The following is a 21,209-nucleotide window of genomic DNA, read 5'->3' as shown; positions in this document are numbered from 1 at the left end:
CTGGAAACTTTCTACCCCACTGCAGAGGCTCTGTAAGCCGTGGGCGCCACTGTTTCACGCCATTCCTGATTCAGATAGTTTTTGTATTGCTTCAGCGCCAGCGTGGGCGCTGCATTTTGCAGCAAGGCATAAATCTGCTCTTTCACCGCCAATTTCTGTTTTTTCAACTGCTCAATGTCAGTTTGCAGATCATTGGTTTTACGGGCCACCAACTGCTGAACCTCTTGGTCCAGTGCACAGTGCTTGTCATACAGCCGACTGAAATTGCGATCACTGGCACGCAATGCTTCGATCTGGTCACGGTATTCAGGAAACATGTCCATCCTTTCGTTAACAACAGGCTGGGCAGCTTAAGCCACTGCCCTTCAGGCCAGCCCATTGTGTCCCGTTCAGCGACACACATCTGTAACAACCCTGCACGCAAGTCGTGCTGCGGCGCAGCATCGACCGGACAGTGATTTACCTCAAGCTGCAGCCTGCTCGGCCAGCCACTGCATGCTATCGCGCAGCTCCTGCGGGTGGATGGTGTGCTGGCAAGCGTACTCTTGGTAGCGCAGTTGCACCGGCAAGTCCTCTAGGTGAGCACGAATGGCATGGGCACTGGCCAATGGAATCACGTTATCCACCGTGCCATGGCTGATCCATGCATGTTTGCCTTGCAACTGCGTGGCTGATGCCTGTGCAGGCAGCACCTCTGGCAACAACCGGCTGTGCCAGACACACACGCCCGACAAGAGTTCAGGCTGAGTCAGCAGCAGACTCAAGCTCATGATGCCGCCTTGGCTGAAGCCACCGACAATGACACGGTCAGCAGGCACTCCTAGCTGAGCGCTGGCAGCTGTCACCGTTTGCGCAATCAAAGTACGACTTTGCTGCTCCTGTGAGGCATCGATATGGCGAGAGCCATCGGCATTCACGGAAAACATGAACCAGGCAAAGGCATTCGGCGCCATACGATTTGGGGCCTGCAGACTGAGAACATGAAAATGCGGTGGCACGTAATCGGCCAAACCAAACAAATCATCGGCATTACTGCCCACACCATGCATCAACACCAGTAGCCAAGGTTTTTGCACACCCTCTTGCGCAGGCCGGTACAGGTAATCCAAAGGAAGATTCAACATTTCTTGTCTTTCGATACAAACGGTTCAAACTCAATATCAAAAATACCAGTCAAACAAGTCTCTAACGCTTGTACAAAGAGCGTTAGTAGCTATCAAATACTAATTTTGCAGGGCGAACGCATCCATTGCCAGAGTGCCGTACATCACTTCGCGGCTCAGGTAGTGCGCCTTGGCATTCTCTCCACCAGCGCCTAACGCAAAGTACAGAGGCAAAAAGTGCTCATCACTTGGGTGTGCCCGTAAGGCATGGGGTGCACGCAGATGCCAGTCAAACAAGGTATCAATCTCACCTGCTTGCACCTGCTTTTCCACCCAGCGGCTGAACTGCACCACATAGTCCGCCGTCTCCTGCGCACCGCCAAAAAACTCGCGCAAATTGTGCGTCATGCTTCCACTGGCAACAATCAGCACGTCTTGCTCTCGCAAACGTTGCAAGGCACGGCCCAAGGCATAGACGCCTCTTGCATCCGCATGTGCGGGCAAAGCCACTTGCACCACAGGCACATCAGCTTCAGGCAGTACATGCATCAGCGGCACCCATGCACCGTGGTCCATAGGGCGCTGCGCATCGGCTGTTGCAGCAATGCCTGCCTGCTGCAACAAGTCGAGCACTTCGTGCGCCAAAGCAGGAAAGCCTGACGCTGGATACTGCAACTGGTACAGCGCGCGTGGAAAACCACCAAAGTCATGCCATGTGGCGGGCTGCGGGTTACTCATGACCTGCACACCCTGCGCCATCCAGTGCGGGGACATGATGACCACACCGCGCAGCTGCGGAAACTGAGCACGCAACTCCTTGCCCCATTGCGTCAAAACGGGGCCGGTGGCACCAGCCTCTAAAGCGAACATGGGGGAGCCATGCGAAACAAACAGCACGGGCAGGCGGCGGGCATCCGCCGTGTGCAAAGAGGTCGTTAAAGAGGCAGTGTTTTCCATAGCAGCCATCTTAGATTGACTCAAAAAATAGACTAGCCATCAGCGTTAGCACGCACTGTCTCAAATACCAACCCAATCAATCATCAACTTTACGACGCAAGGCCTTGGTTGCCCCATCACGTTTTTTTCCATCGACCCGGCGTTGCTGTGATGCACGGGTGGGCTTGGTAGCTTTGCGCGCTTTGGGAACATGGGCTGCCTGGCCGATCAATGCCCGCAAACGCTGCATGGCATCTTGCAGGTTCTGCTCTTGATTGCGATAGCTTTGGGCTTTGATCACCACCACACCATCTTGCGTGATCCGCTGGTCTGACAGTGACAACAACCGTGCTTTGATTTCGTCAGGCAGACAAGAGGCCTGCACGTCATAGCGCAGATGCACCGCGCTAGAGACCTTGTTAACGTTCTGCCCACCCGCACCCTGTGCACGCACTGCCGTCCACGTGACTTCATCAGGCTCCAGCCGCCAACGCATCCGGGACTTAGCGCTTTGCCGCCAGCAGCGGCAGCAAAGCGGCATGGAACGCTTGCGGGTTTTCGTACTGCACCCAATGTCCGGCACCGGCAATGCGCTGCATGCCTTGCCACTGGCGTGTGTTGGCTGCCATCAGTGCCTCGACTTCATCCAGCGCTGCGGGGTACAGCGCATCACATGCGCCATAAATGGCAGCCACAGGGCATTGCACCCGTGACAGCGCACGCACAAGCACATCGGTGCTGGAGATACGGCGGCGCGGTAAATTGTCGCGCTGCACATTGGCCACATGCAGCGCCACAGTGTCACGATCAATGCAACGCTGGTCGTTGAGCATCAAAGCACCCAGATTGAAAACATGTCGGATCAACTGTTCACGCGGATCATCCAGATGGCGCCAGCCTTTCAGCCTAAAGGGGTGCTTGTTCGTCAACCCGATTCCAGGAGCTCCCACCACGACCAATTGCTGCACCAGTTGGGGATAAGCCGCAGCCAGCATCCCTGCTGTCATGCCTCCAAATGAAAAGCCTAACAATCGCACGGTCTGCAAGGGAAATTGCACCGCCAGCACCTGCGCCAGCACATCCAGCATGCCATCGGCGTCAATCACGCCCAAAGGCACATCCGACGCACCGAAACCCGGCAAATCGACCGCCCAGATTTCGTGCCCTGCCTGCAGCAAAGGCCCAATGCTGCGTACCCAATGCGTCCAGCTACCACTGCCACCATGAAACAGCACCAACGGAGCCAGGCCGTTGGCCCGGGTAGGCTGCCAGTGGTGCAGCACCGTATGCCCACCTGAATGCGCATGCTCCACGCGTTCAGCCAAGTCCTGCCAATGCAAGACCTCTGAACTTTGCTGCTGGCCTGCGGCTATCGCTGCATATTCAGCAGCGCTGCCAACCCACGGCAATGCCGTAGGCAATACATCTTCTGTCACATCCACCTCTGCTCACCTACCACTGCGCTACGGCATTGATCGCCAAGGCATAGCCTGGCACCCCCAAACCACATACCACCGCACGCGCCACAGCCGACAGGTAGGAATGATGGCGAAACGCTTCGCGCGCATGGACATTGCTGATGTGCAGCTCCAGCATGGGCACCCCTGTGCCCTTGACGGCATCCATGAGTGCAACACTGGTGTGGGTGTAGGCACCCGCATTGAAAACCAAGCCGGCCAGCTCACCCTTGGCATGCAAGCGTCCGGCCTCATGAATCCAGTCAATCAACTGACCTTCATGGTTGCTTTGGTGAAAGCGCAGGTTCAGCCCGTTCTGCACGGACGCTTGCTCACACAGGCTTTGCACGTCAGCCAACGTTTGCGCTCCATACACCGCAGGTTCCCGGCTACCCAGTAAATTGAGGTTGGGGCCATTCAAGACAAATACGGTCTTCGTCATTGCAGCAACTCTTTGAAACATCAAGAGCCGCAATTATGCGGTGCGTGATGGCCCCTACGCAGTCACAGTTCAGCGATGGCCGTAGTGTGGGTGGTGGCGGTGGTGTTTAGACCCACGGTGCTTGAAATGCTTGCCATAGCCCCTTCGAGGCTCTGCGGGCGCCCAGTAACCATACGGCGCTGCAGGCGCGTAGTACACCACCGGCGGTGGGGCTGGCTGGTAATACCGCACCTGTGGTGGTGGCGGCGGAGGAGGCATGTAGTACATAGGGGCACCGGGCACATGGATGCCAACCGAAATTCCTACATTGCCGGCGTAAGCGTTACCAGCCGTCAAAACCGCAAAAAGGCCAACGGCAGCCAAGCCACGGTGCACGCCTGAGCGCATTTTGGTCATCGTGAAGTTCATGTGTCGGGTCCTTTTATGGGGTAGTTGTCGCTATACAACGTGCTAGCGCCCTTGATGGATGTCATACCAACGGTAAAAGCTTGTATCCAGAGGTGTTCAGCACAACGCCCGCAGAACCCACGCCCCCTTGCGAGGCGACCTACAATAAACAAGATATGAGCACACCCGCCAACACCAACAACGACACGTCGGAAGTGGTCAAACCCACCAACTTCCTGCGCCAAATCATTGAAGCCGACTTGAGCAAAGGCACCTATGCTGGCCGCCATTGGGGCGGAGCACCAGGTGACGCTGCGCACCACCAGAAGGGCCAAGTGGATGAGGCCAAGATTCGCACACGCTTTCCGCCCGAGCCCAACGGCTACCTGCACATTGGTCATGCCAAGTCGATTTGCCTGAACTTTGGTCTGGCCCAGGCTTATGGCGGCGTGTGCCATCTGCGTTTTGACGATACCAACCCTGAAAAAGAAGACCAGGAATACGTCGACAGCATCAAAGACTCTGTGCAATGGCTCGGTTTTGACTGGAAAGACGCACAAGGCAATAGCAATCTGTACTTTGCCAGCAACTACTTTGACTTCATGTACCGCTGCGCGGTGTATCTGATTGAACAAGGCCTGGCGTATGTGGACGAGCAATCGGCCGAAGACATGCGCACTAACCGGGGCGACTTCACCCGCCCTGGCGTAAACAGCCCCTACCGCGATCGTTCCGTGGCTGAGAATTTGCAGCGTTTTGCGGACATGAAGGACGGCAAGCTGGCAGACGGTGCTGCGGTGCTGCGCGCCAAAATCGACATGGCAGCCCCCAACATCAATCTGCGCGACCCTGCCATTTACCGCGTGCGCCACGCAGAGCACCACAACACCGGCAACCAGTGGTGCATTTACCCGATGTACACGTTCGCGCACCCCATTGAGGATGCGTATGAGCACATCACCCACTCAATCTGTACGCTGGAGTTTGAAGACCAGCGCCCCTTCTATGACTGGCTGCTCAATCATCTGCGGGAAGGTGGCTTGATTGACGCCCCCCAGCCACGCCAGTACGAATTCTCGCGCCTGAATCTGACCTATGTGGTCACGAGCAAGCGCAAGCTCAAGCACCTGGTAGACAGCGGAACGTTGACGGGCTGGGACGACCCCCGGATGCCGACCGTGGTGGGGCTGCGCCGCCGTGGCTATACCCCCGCGTCAATCCGCAACTTCTGCGAACGCATTGGTGTAACCAAAGACTACAGCTGGATCGATTACTCCACACTGGAAGGCTGCCTGCGTGAAGATCTGGAGAACAAGGCCCACCGCGCCATGGTGGTGCTCGATCCTGTGAGGCTGGAGCTGAGCAACTGGACTGAAGTCTTTGGCAGCGCTGACCACTTGGAACCATGCACTCTGCCTGCACTGCCCCACGCGGCAGAAGGCGAAACCGTGGCCGAACGTCACTTCAGCATTGGGCGTGAAGTGTGGATTGAACGCGAAGACTTTGCCGAAGTGCCACCCAAGGGCTACAAGCGCCTTTTCCCTGGCAACAAAGTACGTCTGAAGGGCGGCTATGTGATCGAGTGCACAGGCTGCGAAAAAGACGCTGACGGCAACATCACCAAAGTGCTGGCTACCGTGGTGCCTGATACCAAAAGCGGCACACCCGGTGCCGATGCCGTGAAGGTCAAAGCGGCCATTACCTGGGTGGGTGTGAGTGATGGCTTGCAAGCCGAAGTACGCCTGTACGACCGTCTGTTCACAGATGCGCAGCCAGATGCCGGTGGCAAAGACTACCTGGCTCTGATGAACCCAGATAGTCTGAAAGTGGTAACAGCCTACGTAGAGCCCTCGCTCAAGACAGCGCAGCCCGATGACAAATTTCAGTTCGAGCGATTTGGCTACTTTGTGGCCGATCGCAAAAACCACACGACAGACAAGCCTGTGTTCAACAAAATCACGGGGCTGAAGGATTCGTGGGGCAAGTAAGCACCTGACACGCATCCCACCTCTTTTAAAAGGCTGCCACCATGCAGCCTTTTTTCTTTGCTGAAAAGAGCAATGCGCTTGCCGCATTGGCGGCCTGCGCAGCATAAAGCCCATGTTTGCCCGTTGACCAGTCTCCTCGATCAAGACCCGCTCCCCCGAGAAGCACTCTTTGCAGTACGGAAAGAGCGCTAACAGCTCGGTCGCCCTTGCGGCACCCAAGGTTGTAAATATCCAGTGTTGATGCTTATGTTCTAGCCAGCTAGTGCTTGATATATCTACGCTGGATGCTACAAATTTAAAGAACAAAAAACAACAGTTCGCAAGCCCTTTCCCCAAGCGCAAAAGCCATCCCTAAAATCTTGCTGCGCAAGGCCTGACCTTGGGCAAATGCATGACAACAAGGGGCGATCATGAAAAAACTGACCATTGGCGTTCTCAGCGCAGGCGCACTGGCAGTCGCAGCACTGAGCACGAGCTATTTCGTAGGTGGAAAGATTCAGCAAGCACTGGAACAAACAGCTGAGTCGTGGAGCACTGAGGATGGATTTACCGTACGCGTTCTGGAGTATCAGCGCGGCATCACAGGCTCTCACGCCAAGACCCTCTGGTCTTTTGCGAGTGAAGAAGACACCTACGACATCACGGTCACCCACGACATCGTGCATGGTCCATGGCCACTGGGTCATGCCGCCAAGGTGGTTTCGCTTTTTCAGCTGCCCGACGACAGCGAGCCCAGCTTGGTTGAGGCATTGCAAAATCGTGCACCACTGGAATGGACCACCACAGCCAGTTGGTCGGGCAAAACCAGCCACCAACTTTTTTCACCCAACTTCGCCACCAACTTTGAAGATGGCTCGTCGCTCACTTGGGGCGGATTGAAGGCTGAGTGGACCCTGTCAGCCGAACGCAATGCCGCCAAAGGCTTTGTGCGCATGCCTGTGCTGCGCGTGAAAGTCGAAGAAGGCAACCGCATGGACGTAGAGGATGCAGAGGTCACGTTCGATGCTCGGATTCCTGAAGGTTTCAATTTCTGGGAAGGCCCCAGCACATTCAAGATCGGGCTGGTGTCAGCGCTCGAATCCGAATCAGACACGCAATTCAAACTGCAGCAATTGCACATCAGCAGCACCACAACACTGCAGGACAAACTGGTGCAAATGGGGCTGGACACACGCATTGCCAAAGTAGAGATGCCTGAATACAGCGTTCAGAACCTTGCATTCGATATGCGCTTTAACAATATTGATGCACGCTGGCTGGATGGTCTGATGCTTTGGATGCAGCGCAGCCCCGAAGCTGAAAGCACAGAAAATATCCCGCTCCCGCTCCCGCTCCCGCTGCGCGACCTGCCTGAACTGTTAGCTGGCAAACCGGAAATAGCCATCACGCGTTTCGGCCTTGAAACCCCGGATGGCCCCGCTGAAATGTCCGCCCGAGTGGCTTACGCCGGCCAGCAGCCTGAGATGTTCAATCCTGTTTCTGATCTGCAAGCGCAGTTAAACGCCTCTTTGCCCAAATCAGTACTGATTCAACTCCTGGACGCCAGAGTACGTAGCGACTATCTTGCTTTGCTAGAGCAACTGGGCAAGGAGCTGGATGAACAAGAGCTGCAAGCCGCTGTGGATGATGGCGTGAGCAAGCGCCTCAAAAGCTTGCTCAGCTTCGGAGCGATACAGGATCGCGGCGAGAAATTCACCACCGAATTAGAGTTTGAGCAAGGTGAACTCAAACTCAATGGACAGCCTGCTGAATTGCAAAATTTGCTGCGCATGGGTGGTGCAATCTGAACCGGCGCATTTACCAATCAAAAAGGCCTGCGTTGCAGGCCTTTTTTTACAAGCGCACTAGCTCTTAATACCGAACTACCGGCCAGTCATCACACCATTGAATGATCAAGCGTAGGCTTGGGCTCCATGCTTGCTATCCACCAGCTTGCCTGCGGACAAAGACATCATCAACAACGCAATCTGTTCATGCATGATGACTGTGTGTGTATTGCGAGAATCCACCATGTACTGGCGCAATTGCTCACGCACCTTCGAGGCACCGGTGGCATCAATGATGATGTCAACTTGAGCTCCCTGGCTGACCAGATCCATGAAATTGTCGGTGACGGTCACTTTGTGCTCACGCGCCAAAGCGATGCCTGGCAGCTCTAAATTCAGATCCGCCACACCGAGTACTTGCACAAATGGTGCATTCAACAATTGTTGAAGAAGCGGTGTACCTGTTTCACCCGCGCCGATAACCACAATGCGAAAAGCTTGCATGAGATAAATACCTTCAATAAATCTGCCGTGCACCCAACACGCACGGTCATGACCAGAGGTGTGAAGTGTCCTTGCCCTGCCTGCAACGCACTCTGCGCCACGTCAAAATCTTTGCACGCACTGCGCAGGTCGCGGTCTTACGTACACACCCTTCTTGTCACGCCACAATGCGGGGCATGCCAATTGGAACACCGGAACTTCTTATGCAACGTCGCCACTGTTTGTCAGCCATGCTCCAGCTCAGTGTCTGTTCAGCTCTGCCAGTCTGGGCAGCAGATAGCGAAGTTCTCCCAATGGATAGCCGTGTTCCTGGAGGTATAGCCCGCCTGTCGCTTGGTCCCTCATCCTCTCGCCCCAAAGTGGCCACGTCGGAGGGCATTCCTGTATTGGTCATTGGTGACATGATCGAATGGACTGCGCTGGTGGGTATTCCACTGTCAGCCAAACCAGGCATTCATGCAGTCACCGTGCATAACGACGACGGGACACAATCGCTGGACTACAAAGTCTCGGACAAGCAATACACAGAACAGCGTCTGAAAGTCTCTCCCAAGACCGTAGACCTAGCACCACAAGATTTGGCCCGCCATGAGCGTGAACGCGCGCACCAGCAAACGATCATGGCGCTTTACAGCACACCCACATCAGAAACGACGGTCTTGGGTATGCAACAACCCTGCCCTGGCCGCAGATCGAGCAGCTTTGGGTTGCGCCGCGTCTTTAATGGTCAATCACGCAACCCACACAGCGGCATGGATATCGCCGCCGCAACAGGCACTGTCATCAAAGCACCTTTGCATGGGAAGGTCGTTGATGTTGGGGATTATTTTTTTAATGGTGGCACTGTCTGGCTGGATCACGGAGGCGGGCTGCTGACGATGTATTGCCATCTTTCCAGCACACAGTGCAAAGTCGGCGACCTCCTGCAGGCAGGCCAAGCATTTTGCAAAGTTGGCGCCACAGGGCGAGTCACAGGACCTCACCTGCATTGGGGAGTCATGCTCAATCGAACCATGGTGGACCCCGCGTTATTTTTAGGCTGATGCAGCAAAAACCTATGCAAAGCCAGCGTCACCCGGTGTTTATTTCGAGTGACTAACGCTTGCGGCTGCCGGCAAGTTCCTGAGGTGCATCCACCAGCAAATAGCGGCGCATCAAATCAAAAAAACTGTCGTAAAACTGGTCGCTGGTTACGGTTTCGCTGCCAATTTTGATCATGGAATCATGCCCAGCAGCGACAGGAACAGAGACTGTACCCAGCATGCTGACCCCTAGACTGGCAGAGTTGCTGGCCATTTTCAAAGCAAAGCTGTCTTGCAAAGCGCTGACAAAACCCATGCTCAGCTGACCATCACCGCTCTCTGGCACACAGGTGACGCGAATGTTCATCAGTACATGGCGGTCAGACTGTGGCTGAAAACTTTTTTGCCCCTCGACAGATTCCTTGTCGGTCTTGTTAACGATATACCCCTGGCTCAGCAATGCCCGGCGTGCCGCCTCGCAAGTCTGCGCAGGCGTGGCATCAAACAACCGTGAGTAAGTTGCTGCAGAGCCAAACTTTTCCTCCACCTTCACCAGACTGTCCGTCTTGGTGCCACCCCAACTGCCGCATGCCGTCAAGATGGCTATGGAGCCTGCAGCGACACATGCACGCGACAGCGCACGCACTGAATTCAAAGTAAAAAAATTGGACATGCCTGTTCCACACGAAAGCTGTGATTGTGAGCCGCACTGCAAAGTGCTGCACATTGCAGTGCTTTGACCGCTCATTATTTTATAGCTGCCTGAAGTTTTACACAGCCTGCCTGCACGCGATCAACAACATGTAAAAAGTATCAAGACGTTGTCCCACAGACTTGATGGGAACATTGAGTCGCGAGCAAAAGTATTCTTCATGCATGCTTGTCGTTAAACGTGCAAGATGCGCGATTAGGAGGTTATAGCTCAATGTTAAATTTGAAATCACTCGGTGTGGCTTGCGCACTCAGCACCACGGCTTTGGTGGGCTGCAGCAGCTCTGCGGACTTGAAAACCCCAGCACACGCGAATGCGGCGACACTGCAGTCGCACCACTGGCAACTGCAGCAGGCATTGACTGCACAAGGCACTGCAGACAAGCAATGGCTAGTACCAGCTTCTGCCACAAATACCACACGCACAGTGGGCCTGCGCTTTTCTGCGGACCATATCGTCAGTGTTGACCGTCTGTGCAACCTCATCAGTGGTGGCTACCGCACGCAAGGCGAACAGATGCACATCGAGCGCTTGACATCAACCATGATGGCTTGCGGCAACACTGACTTGATGCAATTGGAAAAGAATGTTGCACAACAGCTGAGCAACGTCAGCACCTGGAAAATCACTGATGGCGCTCCACCCATCTTGGAATTGAATTTTAAAAGTGGGGCGAAATGGCAGCTTAAAGGTCAACCGACCCCTGAGACCCTTTATGGGCAAAGTGAACGCATCTTCTTAGAAGTTGCGCCACAAAAAGTAGCTTGCAATCATCCCTTGATTCCGAACGCTCAATGCTTGCAAGTGCGCGAGCTCAAATACAACGAGCAGGGCATCAAGCAAAGCACGGGCACTTGGGAAAACTTCTACGGCACGATTGAAGGCTATACACACCAGGCGGGCGTGCGCAACGTATTGCGCATCAAACGCTTCACACGCCCTCAACCCATACCCGCAGATGCATCCAAGTTCGCCTACGTCCTTGACATGACAGTTGAAAGTGAAATCGTGCGATAAGAGAATATCGACGATAGAAAAAAAGCCCTTGCACTGCTGCAAGGGCTTTTTTCTTGGGCATCTGAGTTGTACCCAACATCTGTGGGCCTAGCTGTGGACAACCTTAGGAATAAGTGCCAAAACTGAGCACCAGCCTAGCTTTGCGGGCCATGCTCAAATTTCAGGCAATGGCCAATTGAGCTTGCTCTGGCCAATTAAGTGAAGCGGAAAGAGCCATCCACAAACATTGATGCGCGATGCCCACGATCACTCATTTGATCTGCATAAGACCAAAATGCTTTGACCGTTCCGTTGTCAGTATCAATGATCTGGCTGACTGTGAAGCCTGTTTTCTCAATCCAGTTGAGAAAGTGCAAGGTGTCCGACAGTTGCAGATAGCTCAGCCTCTCATTGCCCTGTGTTACGTTCCCGTTCTTGTCCGTCACACGCCACTGCAGCTCCCCACGGACTGAGTAGCTCACTTGCGCGGTGCTCTCAGGAAACTGAATAACTGCCTCGCGCCCTAACAAGGCCCCTGTGTAATGCATCGTCATAGTGAATCCTTCTCCATTTCTCCTCCGATCAAAACCGGAGACCATGGGATTTATTGTTTGATGTGCACTATCAAAGCTCTGTGGGAATACTGCTCATGATCAAGCAAGCGCCTAGGCGGCATATGTAATAGGTGCCAAGGCCAGCACGCTGAAGTGCAATATGCACAGGCCTCTCACAGCACCGTGTTGTGTCTGACCCAGTGCAGTTTTTCGACATGGCTTTGCAGTTGCTTGGCATGCAATTGCAGCATTGCCTTGGCCTCTGGTGCCAGATGCTTTCGCAAGGCTCGCTGATAGGCAGACAATAAGTTTTTCTCTCTGAACTCACACATCTCGAACACTTGTGCAGGCACCCAGTCTGACAAGCTGGATTTGAGCTTCAGCCAATGAAAGCGCAGGCGTTTGTGCCACGGACTGACCGGAATCTGCACCACAGCAGGCGTCAAGGACTGCAAGCCATCGATCATGCTCTGAAGCATATGAATGTGGCGCTCAATCACCTGTCTGGAGAAATCACTCATTGGAATGCAGTGCATGCGTTGCAATTCACCGGCCAGGGTCAGACACGCGTGGTGCAGTGGGTCAATCACCCCCGCAATCTCATGCCCACGCATCAGGCTTGGGGCATGCTGCTGCACGTTACGCATTTGCAGGCCAGCATGACGCCAGCCATCTCTGACGGCCACATGCACCTCTCGCCAAGGAAGCAAACTGGTTGTGCGTTGATGCGGCCAGCGCACCTCAAGCTGCTTGACTAAATCGCCAAAATTGGCATCTGGGTGCTGCAGCGCACTTTTCCAACCTAATCTGTATGCAGGCCTGTATTGGTCATAGCTTCGCCCCGCCACGTAATATGGTTCTTGAAAGAAATGGGCATGCCAGTATTCATCCTCAAGGTCTGCCACCAGCAGCATCTGCGTATCTATGGCGGCGATGGCGTCATCTTCTTCAAGCGGTTGCAGGTGCGAAGCCTGAGCGTCAGTACCTCCACTCGCTATCGCGCGTGCCGACGAGGGAGAAAGGGATCTAGAAAGCATGGATCTAATGCAGATAAAACGGGCTAATTACTCAAAATAAATGCCGACATGCGGCCTCTTGATTGTTAACAACCATGTCATCTGCAATGGGTCGGCAGAGATTGCCGATATCTGTAGGACTGCTTCAAATAGTGAGCATCAACGTGTTGGCCTGCAATAAAAAAGGGCGTATGCACGCATACACCCTTTTCTTGAAGCCACCTGGTGCTTAATTTTCTGCCATGACACGTTCTGATCCGTCCAGTCCCAGTTCCTGAATTTTTCGCGTAATCGTGTTGCGCCCAATACCAAGACGCAGTGCGGCCTCCATGCGCTTGCCGTGCGTCAGGCCCAGCGCTGTCGTGATCAAGCTGGATTCAAAGCGTTGACTCAGGACATCCCAAACGTCTTTGCAGTCACTTTGCAAAAGTTTGCGCGCCTCCACTTCTAGCAACGCCTCCCAGCCCTGCAGCAGCGAAGCTTCACTGTGCTGTATGGCAGTCTGCCCAAGTCCTGTAGCTGATGGTGAGTGCGCTACAGGTTCTGGCACTGCCGTCATCGCCATATTCACCACGGATGCCGCTGCCGCTAAATCATCTGCACCGCCCAATACTTCAGGCGGAAGATCCTGGGTAGAAATTTGCTGCGCAGGGGCCATTACCGTCAGCCAATGGCAGATGTTCTCCAGCTGCCGGACATTGCCAGGAAAGCTGAACTGCGACATGCGCTGCAGCGCTGCTTCGGAAATGCGTTTGGGCTCTACCCCCAGTTGCTTGGCACTGCGTTGCAGAAAATATTTGACCAGCATAGGAACATCTTCTGCACGCTCACGCAACGATGGCAAACGCAGGCGAATCACATTCAAGCGGTGAAACAAGTCCTCACGGAAAACGCCATCTTTCACGCGTTGTTCCAAGTTCTGGTGGGTCGCTGCAATCACGCGCACATTGCTCTTGACGGCAGTATGTCCACCTACGCGATAAAACTGCCCGTCAGACAGCACGCGCAGCAAACGCGTTTGCAAGTCAAAGGGCATGTCTCCGATTTCATCCAAGAACAGCGTTCCACCCTCTGCCTGCTCAAACCGGCCACGGCGTTGTGTCTGAGCGCCCGTAAAGGCTCCTCGCTCATGGCCAAACAATTCTGACTCCAGCAAGTCCTTGGGAATTGCGGCAGTGTTGATCGCTACAAAGGGGCCGCCTGAAACGGGCGAATGTTTGTGCAAGGCACGCGCCACCAGCTCTTTACCCGAGCCCGATTCACCCGTGATCAAGACGGTGACAGCGCTTTGACTCAAACGGCCAATGGCTCTAAACACATCCTGCATGGCCGGTGCTTGTCCGAGCATCTCGGGCATGACTGCCTGACGCTCTTCTGCAACCTGTTCGCGCTCACTTTCTTCGAGAGCTCGGCGAATCAGCTCCACCGCTTTTGGCAAGTCAAAGGGCTTTGGCAAATACTCAAAAGCCCCGCGCTGAAAGGCAGATACCGCACTGTCTAAGTCTGAGTAGGCCGTCATGATGATGACCGGCAGATCTGGCAGCCGGGCATGCACCTCTTCCAGCAGCTGAAGGCCCGAGCCACCCGGCATGCGGATATCACTCACCAGTACACGGGGGCCCTGCTGACCTGGGTCGCCCTCAGGCAAGTCAGCCAACGCTGCCAGCACTTCGCGGGGGTTGCTAAAGCTGCGTGTATGAAGGTTTTCGCGAGCTAGCGCCTTCTCTAAGACGAAGCGGATCGAGGGGTCGTCATCTACTATCCAGATCGGCTTCATATGCAGTGTTTACCTTCCGTTGCGTGTTCTAAAAGGCCCAGGTCTTAAGGCAGCGGGATAAGGATACGGAAATCCGTACGCCCGGGCATGCTTTCGCATTCAATAAGACCATGATGACGCTGCACAAATGTTTGCGCCAAGGGCAGCCCTAAGCCCGAACCTCCATCCCGGCCAGTCACCAGCGGATAAAAAATCCGCTCCTTGATGTGATCTGGCACGCCGGGGCCGTTGTCAATCACATGCAATTCCAATGCCAGTCTGTGTCGCTGGCGACCAATCGTTACCTGACGGACAACCCGTGTCCGCAATGTGATCTCGGCATCGCCGTTGTCCAGCTTCTCCGAGAGCACCTGCGCTGCGTTTTGAACAATGTTGAGCAGCGCCTGAATCAGCTGTGCGCGATCGCCCTTGAACTCCGGGATAGAAATATCGTAGTCACGCCGAATCTTTAATCCTTGCGGATATTCCAGCAAGACCAGCGAGCGTACGCGCTCACAAACCTCATGAATATTCAGATCCACCAGTTGATGGGGGTGACGGTGCGGCGCCAGTAAGCGATCCACCAGACTTTGCAAGCGGTCGGCCTCATGAATGATGACCTGCGTGTACTCCCTGAGCTCTTTGGTCTCCAAATCCATTTCCAGCAGTTGGGCCGCCCCGCGAATACCACCCAGCGGATTTTTGATTTCGTGGGCCAAGTTACGCACCAGCTCTTTGTTGGCCTGCGCTTGCTCTACCAAACGCTCTTCTCTGTCTTGTCTCGCCTGCTGCTCCAGCACCCACAGCTCAATCAATTTCAGCTCAGAGTGCTCGATGGCTGTCACCGTCACATGGACAAACAAGGACTCTTGCACAGCGCGCTGCAGGCCCGTATCAAAACTCATGGCGGCGTAACCTTGACCGTGGGCCGCACCCAGCCCTGAACGCAACAAGGATGGATCGGAAAGGTGCTGAGCAAACTCTCCGCCTTCCAGCATCCGGCGGGACATGCCCATGGCACTCTCAAGTGCAGCATTGGCAAAGACAACAGCCCCCTTGTCATCCACAACCACCACTAAAGTGGACAGAAGATCCAGCGCCGCAAAACGCGGTATGGCGTCATAAGAATCAACCGGCATGGGCTGCTCAAGCTTTCTAAAAATCAACCACCTGAATGGCGCGAGAGTTCACGCTGAATACCTGCCACATCCGCCTCTTGCCGTGCAATGTTTGCCTTCAGTGCTTCCAGCCGTTCATTGAAAACCTGGGGATTGCGCAGCTCCAATGCTGACTTCGTCGGATTGCCATCATTGAATTCGGCCTTCAGCGCATTGAGCTTGTCCTGGGCTTTCTTCAACTCTGCCTGCAAGATGGCACGGGCATCGTTATCACGGGCTTTCTGCTGATTCGGATCGACCTGCACAGCCCGATTACTGACTGCAGGCTTGGGTTCACTGCTCGCTGCTTTTGCAGAAGAGGTGCCAGCGCCGCCGCCATCCGTGTGCACCACCGTGACGTGGCCACCCTCCATTACTTGACAGTTGCGCTGCTTGGCCACAGCGGCACTGTTGGTGTATTCATTGCCGCACCGGTAAATACGCTCTTGAGCCATGGCATTGCCAGCCATGGTGCACACCAAGAGAACTATCCATTTATTCATTCTTATGCCTCCATGCAAGGTTGGGCCGTGCGTCCACCAAGGTTGACGGCATCACTGCATTGTGCAGTGCAAGCCGCGCACTGTCCTTGATTTTCCGACTAGGCATAAGCACCTTTGTCCTATAAAAAAAGCAGCCCGAAGGCTGCTTTTGCGCATCTGCAGACAGCAGCCTGTGTACACAGGCCCCTTCATGCAGATTACAGCGAGTAGTACATGTCGTATTCGACAGGATGTACGGCCTGGCGAAAGCGTGTCACTTCACCCATCTTCAGCTCAATGTAGGCATCAATCATGCTGTCGCTGAACACACCACCCTTGGTCAGGAAAGCGCGGTCGGCATCCAGTGCTTCCAAAGCCTGGTCCAGGCTGTGGCAGACAGTGGGCACCAGCTTGTCTTCTTCTGGAGGCAGGTGGTACAGATCCTTGGTGGCAGCTTCGCCTGGATGGATCTTGTTTTCCACACCATCCAAGCCAGCCATCAACAAGGCTGCAAAGCCCAGGTAGGGGTTCATCAGTGGGTCTGGAAAGCGTGCTTCCACGCGGCGACCCTTGGGGTTGCTCACGTAAGGAATACGGATCGAAGCCGAGCGGTTCTTGGCCGAGTAAGCCAGTTTCACTGGGGCTTCAAAGCCAGGGACCAGACGCTTGTATGAGTTAGTACCGGGGTTGGTGATGGCATTCAGTGCACGGGCGTGCTTGATGATGCCGCCAATGTAGTACAGGGCAAAGTCAGACAGACCGGCATAGCCGTCGCCAGCAAACAGGTTCTTGCCATCTTTCCACACGGACTGGTGCACGTGCATGCCAGAGCCGTTGTCACCCGAATAGGGCTTGGGCATGAAAGTGGCAGTTTTGCCGTAGGTATTGGCCACGTTCCAGATCACGTACTTTTGCAGCTGTGTCCAGTCAGCACGCTCAACCAATGTCGAGAAGCGTGTGCCGATTTCGTTTTGACCTGCGCCCGCCACTTCGTGGTGGAACACTTCAACTGGAATGCCCAGAGACTCCAGGATCAGGGACATTTCAGCGCGCATGTCTTGCGTGCTGTCAACCGGAGGCACGGGGAAGTAGCCACCCTTGACGCGTGGACGGTGACCGCGGTTGCCGCCTTCAAACTTGGTGCCCGTGTTCCAAGGCGCTTCGTATTCTTCGATTTCGAAGAAGGGGTTGTGCGGCTCTGTACCCCAGCGCACGCCGTCAAAAATGAAAAATTCAGGTTCTGGACCAAAGTAAGCGGTATCGCCCAGGCCAGAAGCCTTCAGGTAGGCTTCTGCGCGCTTGGCTACCGAGCGGGGGTCGCGGTCATAGGCCTTGCCATCACCGGGTTCGATCACGTCACACTGCAAAATCAGTGTGGTTTCTTCAAAGAAGGGGTCGATATTCGCGGTATTGGGATCGGGCATCAACAGCATGTCCGAAGCTTCAATCCCCTTCCAACCGGCAACCGACGAACCGTCAAAGGCGTGGCCCGAAGAGAACTTGTCATCATCGAAGTGCGACACAGGCACGGTCACGTGCTGTTCTTTGCCACGGGTATCGGTGAAGCGGAAGTCAATAAATTTGACCTCGTTGTCCTTCACTAGGTTCATCACATCTGCAACGGTCTTAGCCATCAGGTTCTCCTGGAAAAGCGCTTCATAGAAAGTACGCGTTTAGCAAAGCAGTTTGTGTGCCAGCTTGAAACTGGCCCTGCCCCATACTTTCACAAGCATAAGGCCATGAAGTATGTGGGCTTCACGGCCTTTGAGTCATTCACCATTTTGGTGCAAATCTAGCAAACTCCTCCGAGCCTGCTTCATGGGCACCATTTTAGTTCGTAAGAACGCACCATATTGATGCACTTAGTCATCTACCCTACGGAATGCACCAATTGATTCAAAACACAACGGACGGTTTAAAGAACTGGCGCCGAAGATGGTGCATCAGGTGCTGCATCGGGTGCCGTTGCTGCACGCAAGCTGTACAGCGCCGCCAATCCATAGTGGGCAAACCACAATGAGGAAAAAGCGAGCACGAGTGCATAAATCCAGATGGCAATAGGAATCAAAATCCAGAATGCCGCCACGAACACCATGCCAGACGCCCAGACAATGGCAGGCGCTGCGCCAGCGTAGCCGCAGATCACCCCCATCAACATCAACGGATAACGGTGCTGCTTGAAAATGATTTGTCGCTCAGCCTGGCTGGCATGCTCAGCCAGTGCATCAAAGGCCATGACCCGGTAAGTCAGCCAGCCCCAGATCAGCGGTGGCAACACCAGCACCAGGGGCGGCACCAGCCACAGCGGGATCGACAGCAGCAACGCCAGCAATGCCAATGCCGTAGAGCCCATGGCCCATAAAGCACTACTGGCCCAGCCACCGCCGCGTTTTCGCTCCAGATGCGCAAAGCGGCGCTGCGCTACCAGCTCCACCATTTGCGGCGTCATCACCATCGCCACTACAGCCAGCGCAACGATGACGATCACAGGGCCCATCAGCAGCACCACAGTCACTGCCGCCGCTACAGCGCTTGCATAGGCGTAGCTACTGCCCATCCATGCCCACAGCCATTGCAACCAGCTGGCTCGCTCCAGCCATGTCTGCACGGCAGCCACAGCGCCATCCCACCAAAAAATGCCCACAAGCGCGACCATGGCGGCCACGACAAGCAAGGGGAACAAGGACCACGCAATCACTCGTCCCCGTAGGCAGTCAGCCAAAGCGCGCCACAGTGCATCAAACATCATTTGCATGGCATGAGCATAACGTCAGCATGTCGACACGTGCAGGCCTGGATTTATGACTGCACTGTAGAAATTTAAAATAATAGCTATCAACGCTTTATACATATACATTTCAGATACTTTTATATTTGAAATGATTGGTACATAAGCGATAACAGCTCCTATTTATTTATCACCTGAGAATAAAAAAGGAGCCACAAGGGCTCCTCTTTCAGGGAATGCAAACTCAATTACAGCTTCCACTTTTCCATCAACTTCTCTGGCGAGAGGTTGTCATAGCCTTCAAAGGGCTGGTGAATCCATGGATTGGTCGGCAGGTCTTCTACCGAGTAGTCCGACTTGAACGTCGAGACACCCTTGGTCCAGATCACGGCCGTACGCATCTCTGTGATGGGCTGGTAGTTTTCCTTGAGCATCTTCACCACGGCATTCAGTGTCACGCCTGTGTCAGCCAGGTCATCCACCAGCAGCACGCGGCCAGCGATTTCACCCTTGGGAGTGGCAATGAAGCGACCAATATCCAGGTGCCCCTGCACCTTGCCTGCTTCAGCACGGTAAGAGCTGGTGGACATGATGGCCAGAGGCTTGTTAAAGATGCGGCTCAAGATATCACCTGGGCGCAAGCCACCACGGGCCAGGCACAAGATGGTGTCAAATTCCCAGCCGGACTGGTGAATTTTCAAAGCCAGCTTCTCGATCAGACCATGGTATTCGTCGTAGCTAACGTACAAGTGCTTGCCGTCTTCAGTCAACATGTTCGTGTTCCTGTGTAAATTCGCGAGGAGCGTGTTTATAGAGGCAATGCCACTTACGCAGCAACGTAGGGGTTTTGCATCAGGATGGTGTGATCGCGATCAGGGCTGGTCGAAACCATGGCGATCGGCACGCCAGTCACTTGTGCAATACGGTCCAGGTAGTTGCGCGCTGCCACAGGCAACTTGGCATAGTCAGTCACGCCAACGGTCGTATCAGTCCAGCCGGGAATCGACTCGTAGATAGGCTTGCAACGCTCGATGTCGTCAGCACCCAGAGGCAGGATGTCGATCTTCTCGCCATCCAGCTCGTAGCCCACGCACAGTTGCAGCTCTTCAATACCGTCCAGTACGTCCAGCTTGGTAATGCACAGACCTGACAAACCGTTGATTTGTGCCGAACGCTTGAGCAACGCAGCATCAAACCAGCCACAGCGGCGCGAACGGCCTGTGGTCACACCCTTTTCAGCACCCACGGTCGACATGATGTAGCCGGGCGTGCCTTCTTTTTCCCACTCCAGCTCGGTCGGGAAGGGGCCACCACCCACGCGGGTGCAGTACGCCTTGGTAATACCCAGAACGTAATGCAGCATGCCCGGGCCTACACCAGCGCCAGCGGCGGCATTGCCTGCCACGCAGTTGGACGATGTCACGTAGGGGTAGGTGCCGTGGTCCACGTCCAGCAGCGTGCCTTGTGCGCCTTCAAACAGCAGGTTTGCACCTGCGGCATGTGCGTCGTTCAGTTCACGCGAAACGTCGGCAATCATGGGCTTGAGCAGCTCTGCGTGGCGCATGGCTTCTTCGTAGACCACATCAAACTGCACTTCGCCGTCCTTGATGTAAGGCTTGAGCGCGTCGGCAAATTCAAACTTCTTGGAGCCCAGCACTTCCACCAAGATGTGGTTGTGCAGCTTGAGCAGCTCGCGCAGCTTGGTTGCAAAGCGCTCAGGGTGCTTGAGGTCTTGCACACGCAAAGCACGGCGGGCAATCTTGTCTTCGTAGGCGGGGCCAATGCCCTTGCCAGTGGTACCAATCTTTTGCACGCCGCCTTGTTCGCGGGCCGCTTCACGGGCTACGTCCAGGGCTTGGTGGAAAGGCAAGATCAGGGGACAGGCTTCAGACACGCGCAGACGATCGCGCACGCTCACACCCGCCTTTTCCAGGCCTTCGATTTCCTCGAACAGCTTGCCGGCCGAGAGCACCACACCGTTGCCGATGTAGCACTTAACGCCAGGGCGCATGATGCCGCTAGGAATCAAGTGCAGCGCAGTCTTGACGCCATTGATCACCAGAGTGTGACCTGCGTTATGACCGCCTTGGAAACGCACAACGCCTTGAGCGCTTTCGGTCAGCCAATCGACCAATTTACCCTTGCCTTCGTCGCCCCACTGGGTACCGACGACGACCACGTTGCGACCTTTGGTTGCTTTCAT

At 54.8% G+C, this 21,209-nt stretch carries 22 protein-coding genes; 4 read left to right on the top strand and 18 right to left on the bottom strand.

Annotation, left to right across the window (positions count from 1 at the left end; translation table 11 throughout):
• Nucleotides 1–11 precede the first annotated feature (11 nt).
• From IB213_RS05050 to IB213_RS05020, 7 genes are all read right to left on the bottom strand, one after another.
• Nucleotides 12–317, bottom strand: a complete 306-nt coding sequence (locus tag IB213_RS05050) for a YdcH family protein (protein WP_191724598.1) — start codon at nt 315–317, stop codon at nt 12–14.
• 147 nt (nt 318–464) lie between these two features.
• Nucleotides 465–1,124 (bottom strand): alpha/beta hydrolase, encoded by a 660-nt coding sequence (locus IB213_RS05045; RefSeq protein ID WP_192405585.1) that lies wholly within the window; start codon nt 1,122–1,124, stop codon nt 465–467.
• A 99-nt stretch (nt 1,125–1,223) separates the two neighbouring features.
• On the bottom strand, nt 1,224–2,060 hold the full coding sequence (locus IB213_RS05040; protein WP_225560951.1) for a dioxygenase: 837 nt from the start codon (nt 2,058–2,060) through the stop codon (nt 1,224–1,226).
• A gap of 76 nt (nt 2,061–2,136) precedes the next feature.
• Nucleotides 2,137–2,535, bottom strand: coding sequence for an alternative ribosome rescue aminoacyl-tRNA hydrolase ArfB (arfB, locus tag IB213_RS05035; RefSeq protein WP_192405583.1), 399 nt, complete (start codon nt 2,533–2,535; stop codon nt 2,137–2,139).
• Nucleotides 2,536–2,542: 7 nt separating this feature from the next.
• Nucleotides 2,543–3,481: an alpha/beta fold hydrolase gene (locus IB213_RS05030; protein ID WP_287919737.1), complete on the bottom strand. Its 939-nt coding sequence runs from the start codon at nt 3,479–3,481 to the stop codon at nt 2,543–2,545.
• Nucleotides 3,482–3,491: 10 nt separating this feature from the next.
• Entirely contained in the window at nt 3,492–3,938 is a 447-nt protein-coding gene (gene aroQ, locus IB213_RS05025; protein WP_192405582.1) for a type II 3-dehydroquinate dehydratase, read from the bottom strand.
• Nucleotides 3,939–4,007: 69 nt separating this feature from the next.
• Entirely contained in the window at nt 4,008–4,346 is a 339-nt protein-coding gene (locus IB213_RS05020) for a hypothetical protein (RefSeq protein ID WP_225560950.1), read from the bottom strand.
• A 155-nt stretch (nt 4,347–4,501) separates the two neighbouring features.
• Between IB213_RS05020 and IB213_RS05015 the strand changes: the two genes are divergently transcribed.
• Nucleotides 4,502–6,313, top strand: coding sequence for a glutamine--tRNA ligase/YqeY domain fusion protein (locus tag IB213_RS05015; protein WP_192405581.1), 1,812 nt, complete (start codon nt 4,502–4,504; stop codon nt 6,311–6,313).
• 410 nt (nt 6,314–6,723) lie between these two features.
• The gene (locus IB213_RS05010) at nt 6,724–8,100 is read left to right on the top strand and encodes a YdgA family protein (RefSeq protein ID WP_192405580.1); all 1,377 of its coding nucleotides are present in this window, start codon (nt 6,724–6,726) and stop codon (nt 8,098–8,100) included.
• A gap of 105 nt (nt 8,101–8,205) precedes the next feature.
• Here IB213_RS05010 and IB213_RS05005 read toward each other — a convergent pair whose 3' ends face one another.
• Nucleotides 8,206–8,583, bottom strand: a complete 378-nt coding sequence (locus tag IB213_RS05005; RefSeq protein WP_192405579.1) for an oxidoreductase — start codon at nt 8,581–8,583, stop codon at nt 8,206–8,208.
• 176 nt (nt 8,584–8,759) lie between these two features.
• Here IB213_RS05005 and IB213_RS05000 point away from each other — a divergent pair, with 176 nt between their 5' ends.
• Nucleotides 8,760–9,626, top strand: coding sequence for a peptidoglycan DD-metalloendopeptidase family protein (locus tag IB213_RS05000; RefSeq protein ID WP_191724606.1), 867 nt, complete (start codon nt 8,760–8,762; stop codon nt 9,624–9,626).
• Between the two features lie 52 nt (nt 9,627–9,678).
• Here IB213_RS05000 and IB213_RS04995 read toward each other — a convergent pair whose 3' ends face one another.
• Nucleotides 9,679–10,278 (bottom strand): DUF2242 domain-containing protein, encoded by a 600-nt coding sequence (locus IB213_RS04995; protein ID WP_192405578.1) that lies wholly within the window; start codon nt 10,276–10,278, stop codon nt 9,679–9,681.
• A gap of 252 nt (nt 10,279–10,530) precedes the next feature.
• Between IB213_RS04995 and IB213_RS04990 the strand changes: the two genes are divergently transcribed.
• Nucleotides 10,531–11,334, top strand: coding sequence for an META and DUF4377 domain-containing protein (locus IB213_RS04990; protein ID WP_192405577.1), 804 nt, complete (start codon nt 10,531–10,533; stop codon nt 11,332–11,334).
• 194 nt (nt 11,335–11,528) lie between these two features.
• On the opposite strand, the gene IB213_RS04985 is transcribed toward IB213_RS04990, so the two are convergent.
• From IB213_RS04985 to IB213_RS04945, 9 genes are all read right to left on the bottom strand, one after another.
• Nucleotides 11,529–11,867: a hypothetical protein gene (locus IB213_RS04985; protein WP_191724609.1), complete on the bottom strand. Its 339-nt coding sequence runs from the start codon at nt 11,865–11,867 to the stop codon at nt 11,529–11,531.
• Nucleotides 11,868–12,040: 173 nt separating this feature from the next.
• Nucleotides 12,041–12,904: a hypothetical protein gene (locus IB213_RS04980; protein ID WP_191724610.1), complete on the bottom strand. Its 864-nt coding sequence runs from the start codon at nt 12,902–12,904 to the stop codon at nt 12,041–12,043.
• Between the two features lie 208 nt (nt 12,905–13,112).
• Nucleotides 13,113–14,660: a nitrogen regulation protein NR(I) gene (gene ntrC / locus IB213_RS04975; protein ID WP_191724611.1), complete on the bottom strand. Its 1,548-nt coding sequence runs from the start codon at nt 14,658–14,660 to the stop codon at nt 13,113–13,115.
• Between the two features lie 44 nt (nt 14,661–14,704).
• Nucleotides 14,705–15,778: a nitrogen regulation protein NR(II) gene (gene glnL / locus IB213_RS04970; protein ID WP_191724612.1), complete on the bottom strand. Its 1,074-nt coding sequence runs from the start codon at nt 15,776–15,778 to the stop codon at nt 14,705–14,707.
• Between the two features lie 23 nt (nt 15,779–15,801).
• A complete protein-coding gene (locus IB213_RS04965) occupies nt 15,802–16,299 on the bottom strand; it encodes a hypothetical protein (RefSeq protein ID WP_192405576.1) in 498 nt (165 codons plus the stop codon).
• 197 nt (nt 16,300–16,496) lie between these two features.
• Complete coding sequence (glnA, locus tag IB213_RS04960; protein ID WP_191724614.1) at nt 16,497–17,912, bottom strand: type I glutamate--ammonia ligase; 1,416 nt, start codon at nt 17,910–17,912, stop codon at nt 16,497–16,499.
• Nucleotides 17,913–18,193: 281 nt separating this feature from the next.
• Nucleotides 18,194–19,033, bottom strand: a complete 840-nt coding sequence (locus tag IB213_RS04955; protein WP_192405575.1) for an EI24 domain-containing protein — start codon at nt 19,031–19,033, stop codon at nt 18,194–18,196.
• Nucleotides 19,034–19,254: 221 nt separating this feature from the next.
• A complete protein-coding gene (locus IB213_RS04950; protein ID WP_191724616.1) occupies nt 19,255–19,779 on the bottom strand; it encodes a phosphoribosyltransferase in 525 nt (174 codons plus the stop codon).
• Nucleotides 19,780–19,832: 53 nt separating this feature from the next.
• Nucleotides 19,833–21,209: an adenylosuccinate synthase gene (locus tag IB213_RS04945; RefSeq protein WP_191724617.1), complete on the bottom strand. Its 1,377-nt coding sequence runs from the start codon at nt 21,207–21,209 to the stop codon at nt 19,833–19,835.

It is taken from the genome of Comamonas sp. CMM02 (genome assembly GCF_014851485.1).
GTDB classification, from domain to species: domain Bacteria; phylum Pseudomonadota; class Gammaproteobacteria; order Burkholderiales; family Burkholderiaceae_C; genus Comamonas; species Comamonas avium.
Note: the sequence above shows the minus strand (reverse complement) of the source record. Positions and strands in the feature narration are given on the sequence as shown.

Excerpts from the sequence above, each read along its gene's own strand:
- IB213_RS05050 (WP_191724598.1), bottom strand. The coding sequence starts at position 317 with ATGTTTCCTGAATACCGTGACCAGATCGAAGCATTGCGTGCCAGTGAT.
- IB213_RS05045 (WP_192405585.1), bottom strand. The coding sequence starts at position 1,124 with ATGTTGAATCTTCCTTTGGATTACCTGTACCGGCCTGCGCAAGAGGGT.
- IB213_RS05040 (WP_225560951.1), bottom strand. The coding sequence starts at position 2,060 with ATGGAAAACACTGCCTCTTTAACGACCTCTTTGCACACGGCGGATGCC.
- arfB (WP_192405583.1), bottom strand. The coding sequence starts at position 2,535 with ATGCGTTGGCGGCTGGAGCCTGATGAAGTCACGTGGACGGCAGTGCGT.
- aroQ (WP_192405582.1), bottom strand. The coding sequence starts at position 3,938 with ATGACGAAGACCGTATTTGTCTTGAATGGCCCCAACCTCAATTTACTG.
- IB213_RS05020 (WP_225560950.1), bottom strand. The coding sequence starts at position 4,346 with ATGAACTTCACGATGACCAAAATGCGCTCAGGCGTGCACCGTGGCTTG.
- IB213_RS05015 (WP_192405581.1), top strand. The coding sequence starts at position 4,502 with ATGAGCACACCCGCCAACACCAACAACGACACGTCGGAAGTGGTCAAA.
- IB213_RS05010 (WP_192405580.1), top strand. The coding sequence starts at position 6,724 with ATGAAAAAACTGACCATTGGCGTTCTCAGCGCAGGCGCACTGGCAGTC.
- IB213_RS05005 (WP_192405579.1), bottom strand. The coding sequence starts at position 8,583 with ATGCAAGCTTTTCGCATTGTGGTTATCGGCGCGGGTGAAACAGGTACA.
- IB213_RS05000 (WP_191724606.1), top strand. The coding sequence starts at position 8,760 with ATGCCAATTGGAACACCGGAACTTCTTATGCAACGTCGCCACTGTTTG.
- IB213_RS04995 (WP_192405578.1), bottom strand. The coding sequence starts at position 10,278 with ATGTCCAATTTTTTTACTTTGAATTCAGTGCGTGCGCTGTCGCGTGCA.
- IB213_RS04990 (WP_192405577.1), top strand. The coding sequence starts at position 10,531 with ATGTTAAATTTGAAATCACTCGGTGTGGCTTGCGCACTCAGCACCACG.
- IB213_RS04985 (WP_191724609.1), bottom strand. The coding sequence starts at position 11,867 with ATGACGATGCATTACACAGGGGCCTTGTTAGGGCGCGAGGCAGTTATT.
- IB213_RS04980 (WP_191724610.1), bottom strand. The coding sequence starts at position 12,904 with ATGCTTTCTAGATCCCTTTCTCCCTCGTCGGCACGCGCGATAGCGAGT.
- ntrC (WP_191724611.1), bottom strand. The coding sequence starts at position 14,660 with ATGAAGCCGATCTGGATAGTAGATGACGACCCCTCGATCCGCTTCGTC.
- glnL (WP_191724612.1), bottom strand. The coding sequence starts at position 15,778 with ATGCCGGTTGATTCTTATGACGCCATACCGCGTTTTGCGGCGCTGGAT.
- IB213_RS04965 (WP_192405576.1), bottom strand. The coding sequence starts at position 16,299 with ATGAATAAATGGATAGTTCTCTTGGTGTGCACCATGGCTGGCAATGCC.
- glnA (WP_191724614.1), bottom strand. The coding sequence starts at position 17,912 with ATGGCTAAGACCGTTGCAGATGTGATGAACCTAGTGAAGGACAACGAG.
- IB213_RS04955 (WP_192405575.1), bottom strand. The coding sequence starts at position 19,033 with ATGCAAATGATGTTTGATGCACTGTGGCGCGCTTTGGCTGACTGCCTA.
- IB213_RS04950 (WP_191724616.1), bottom strand. The coding sequence starts at position 19,779 with ATGTTGACTGAAGACGGCAAGCACTTGTACGTTAGCTACGACGAATAC.
- IB213_RS04945 (WP_191724617.1), bottom strand. The coding sequence starts at position 21,209 with ATGAAAGCAACCAAAGGTCGCAACGTGGTCGTCGTCGGTACCCAGTGG.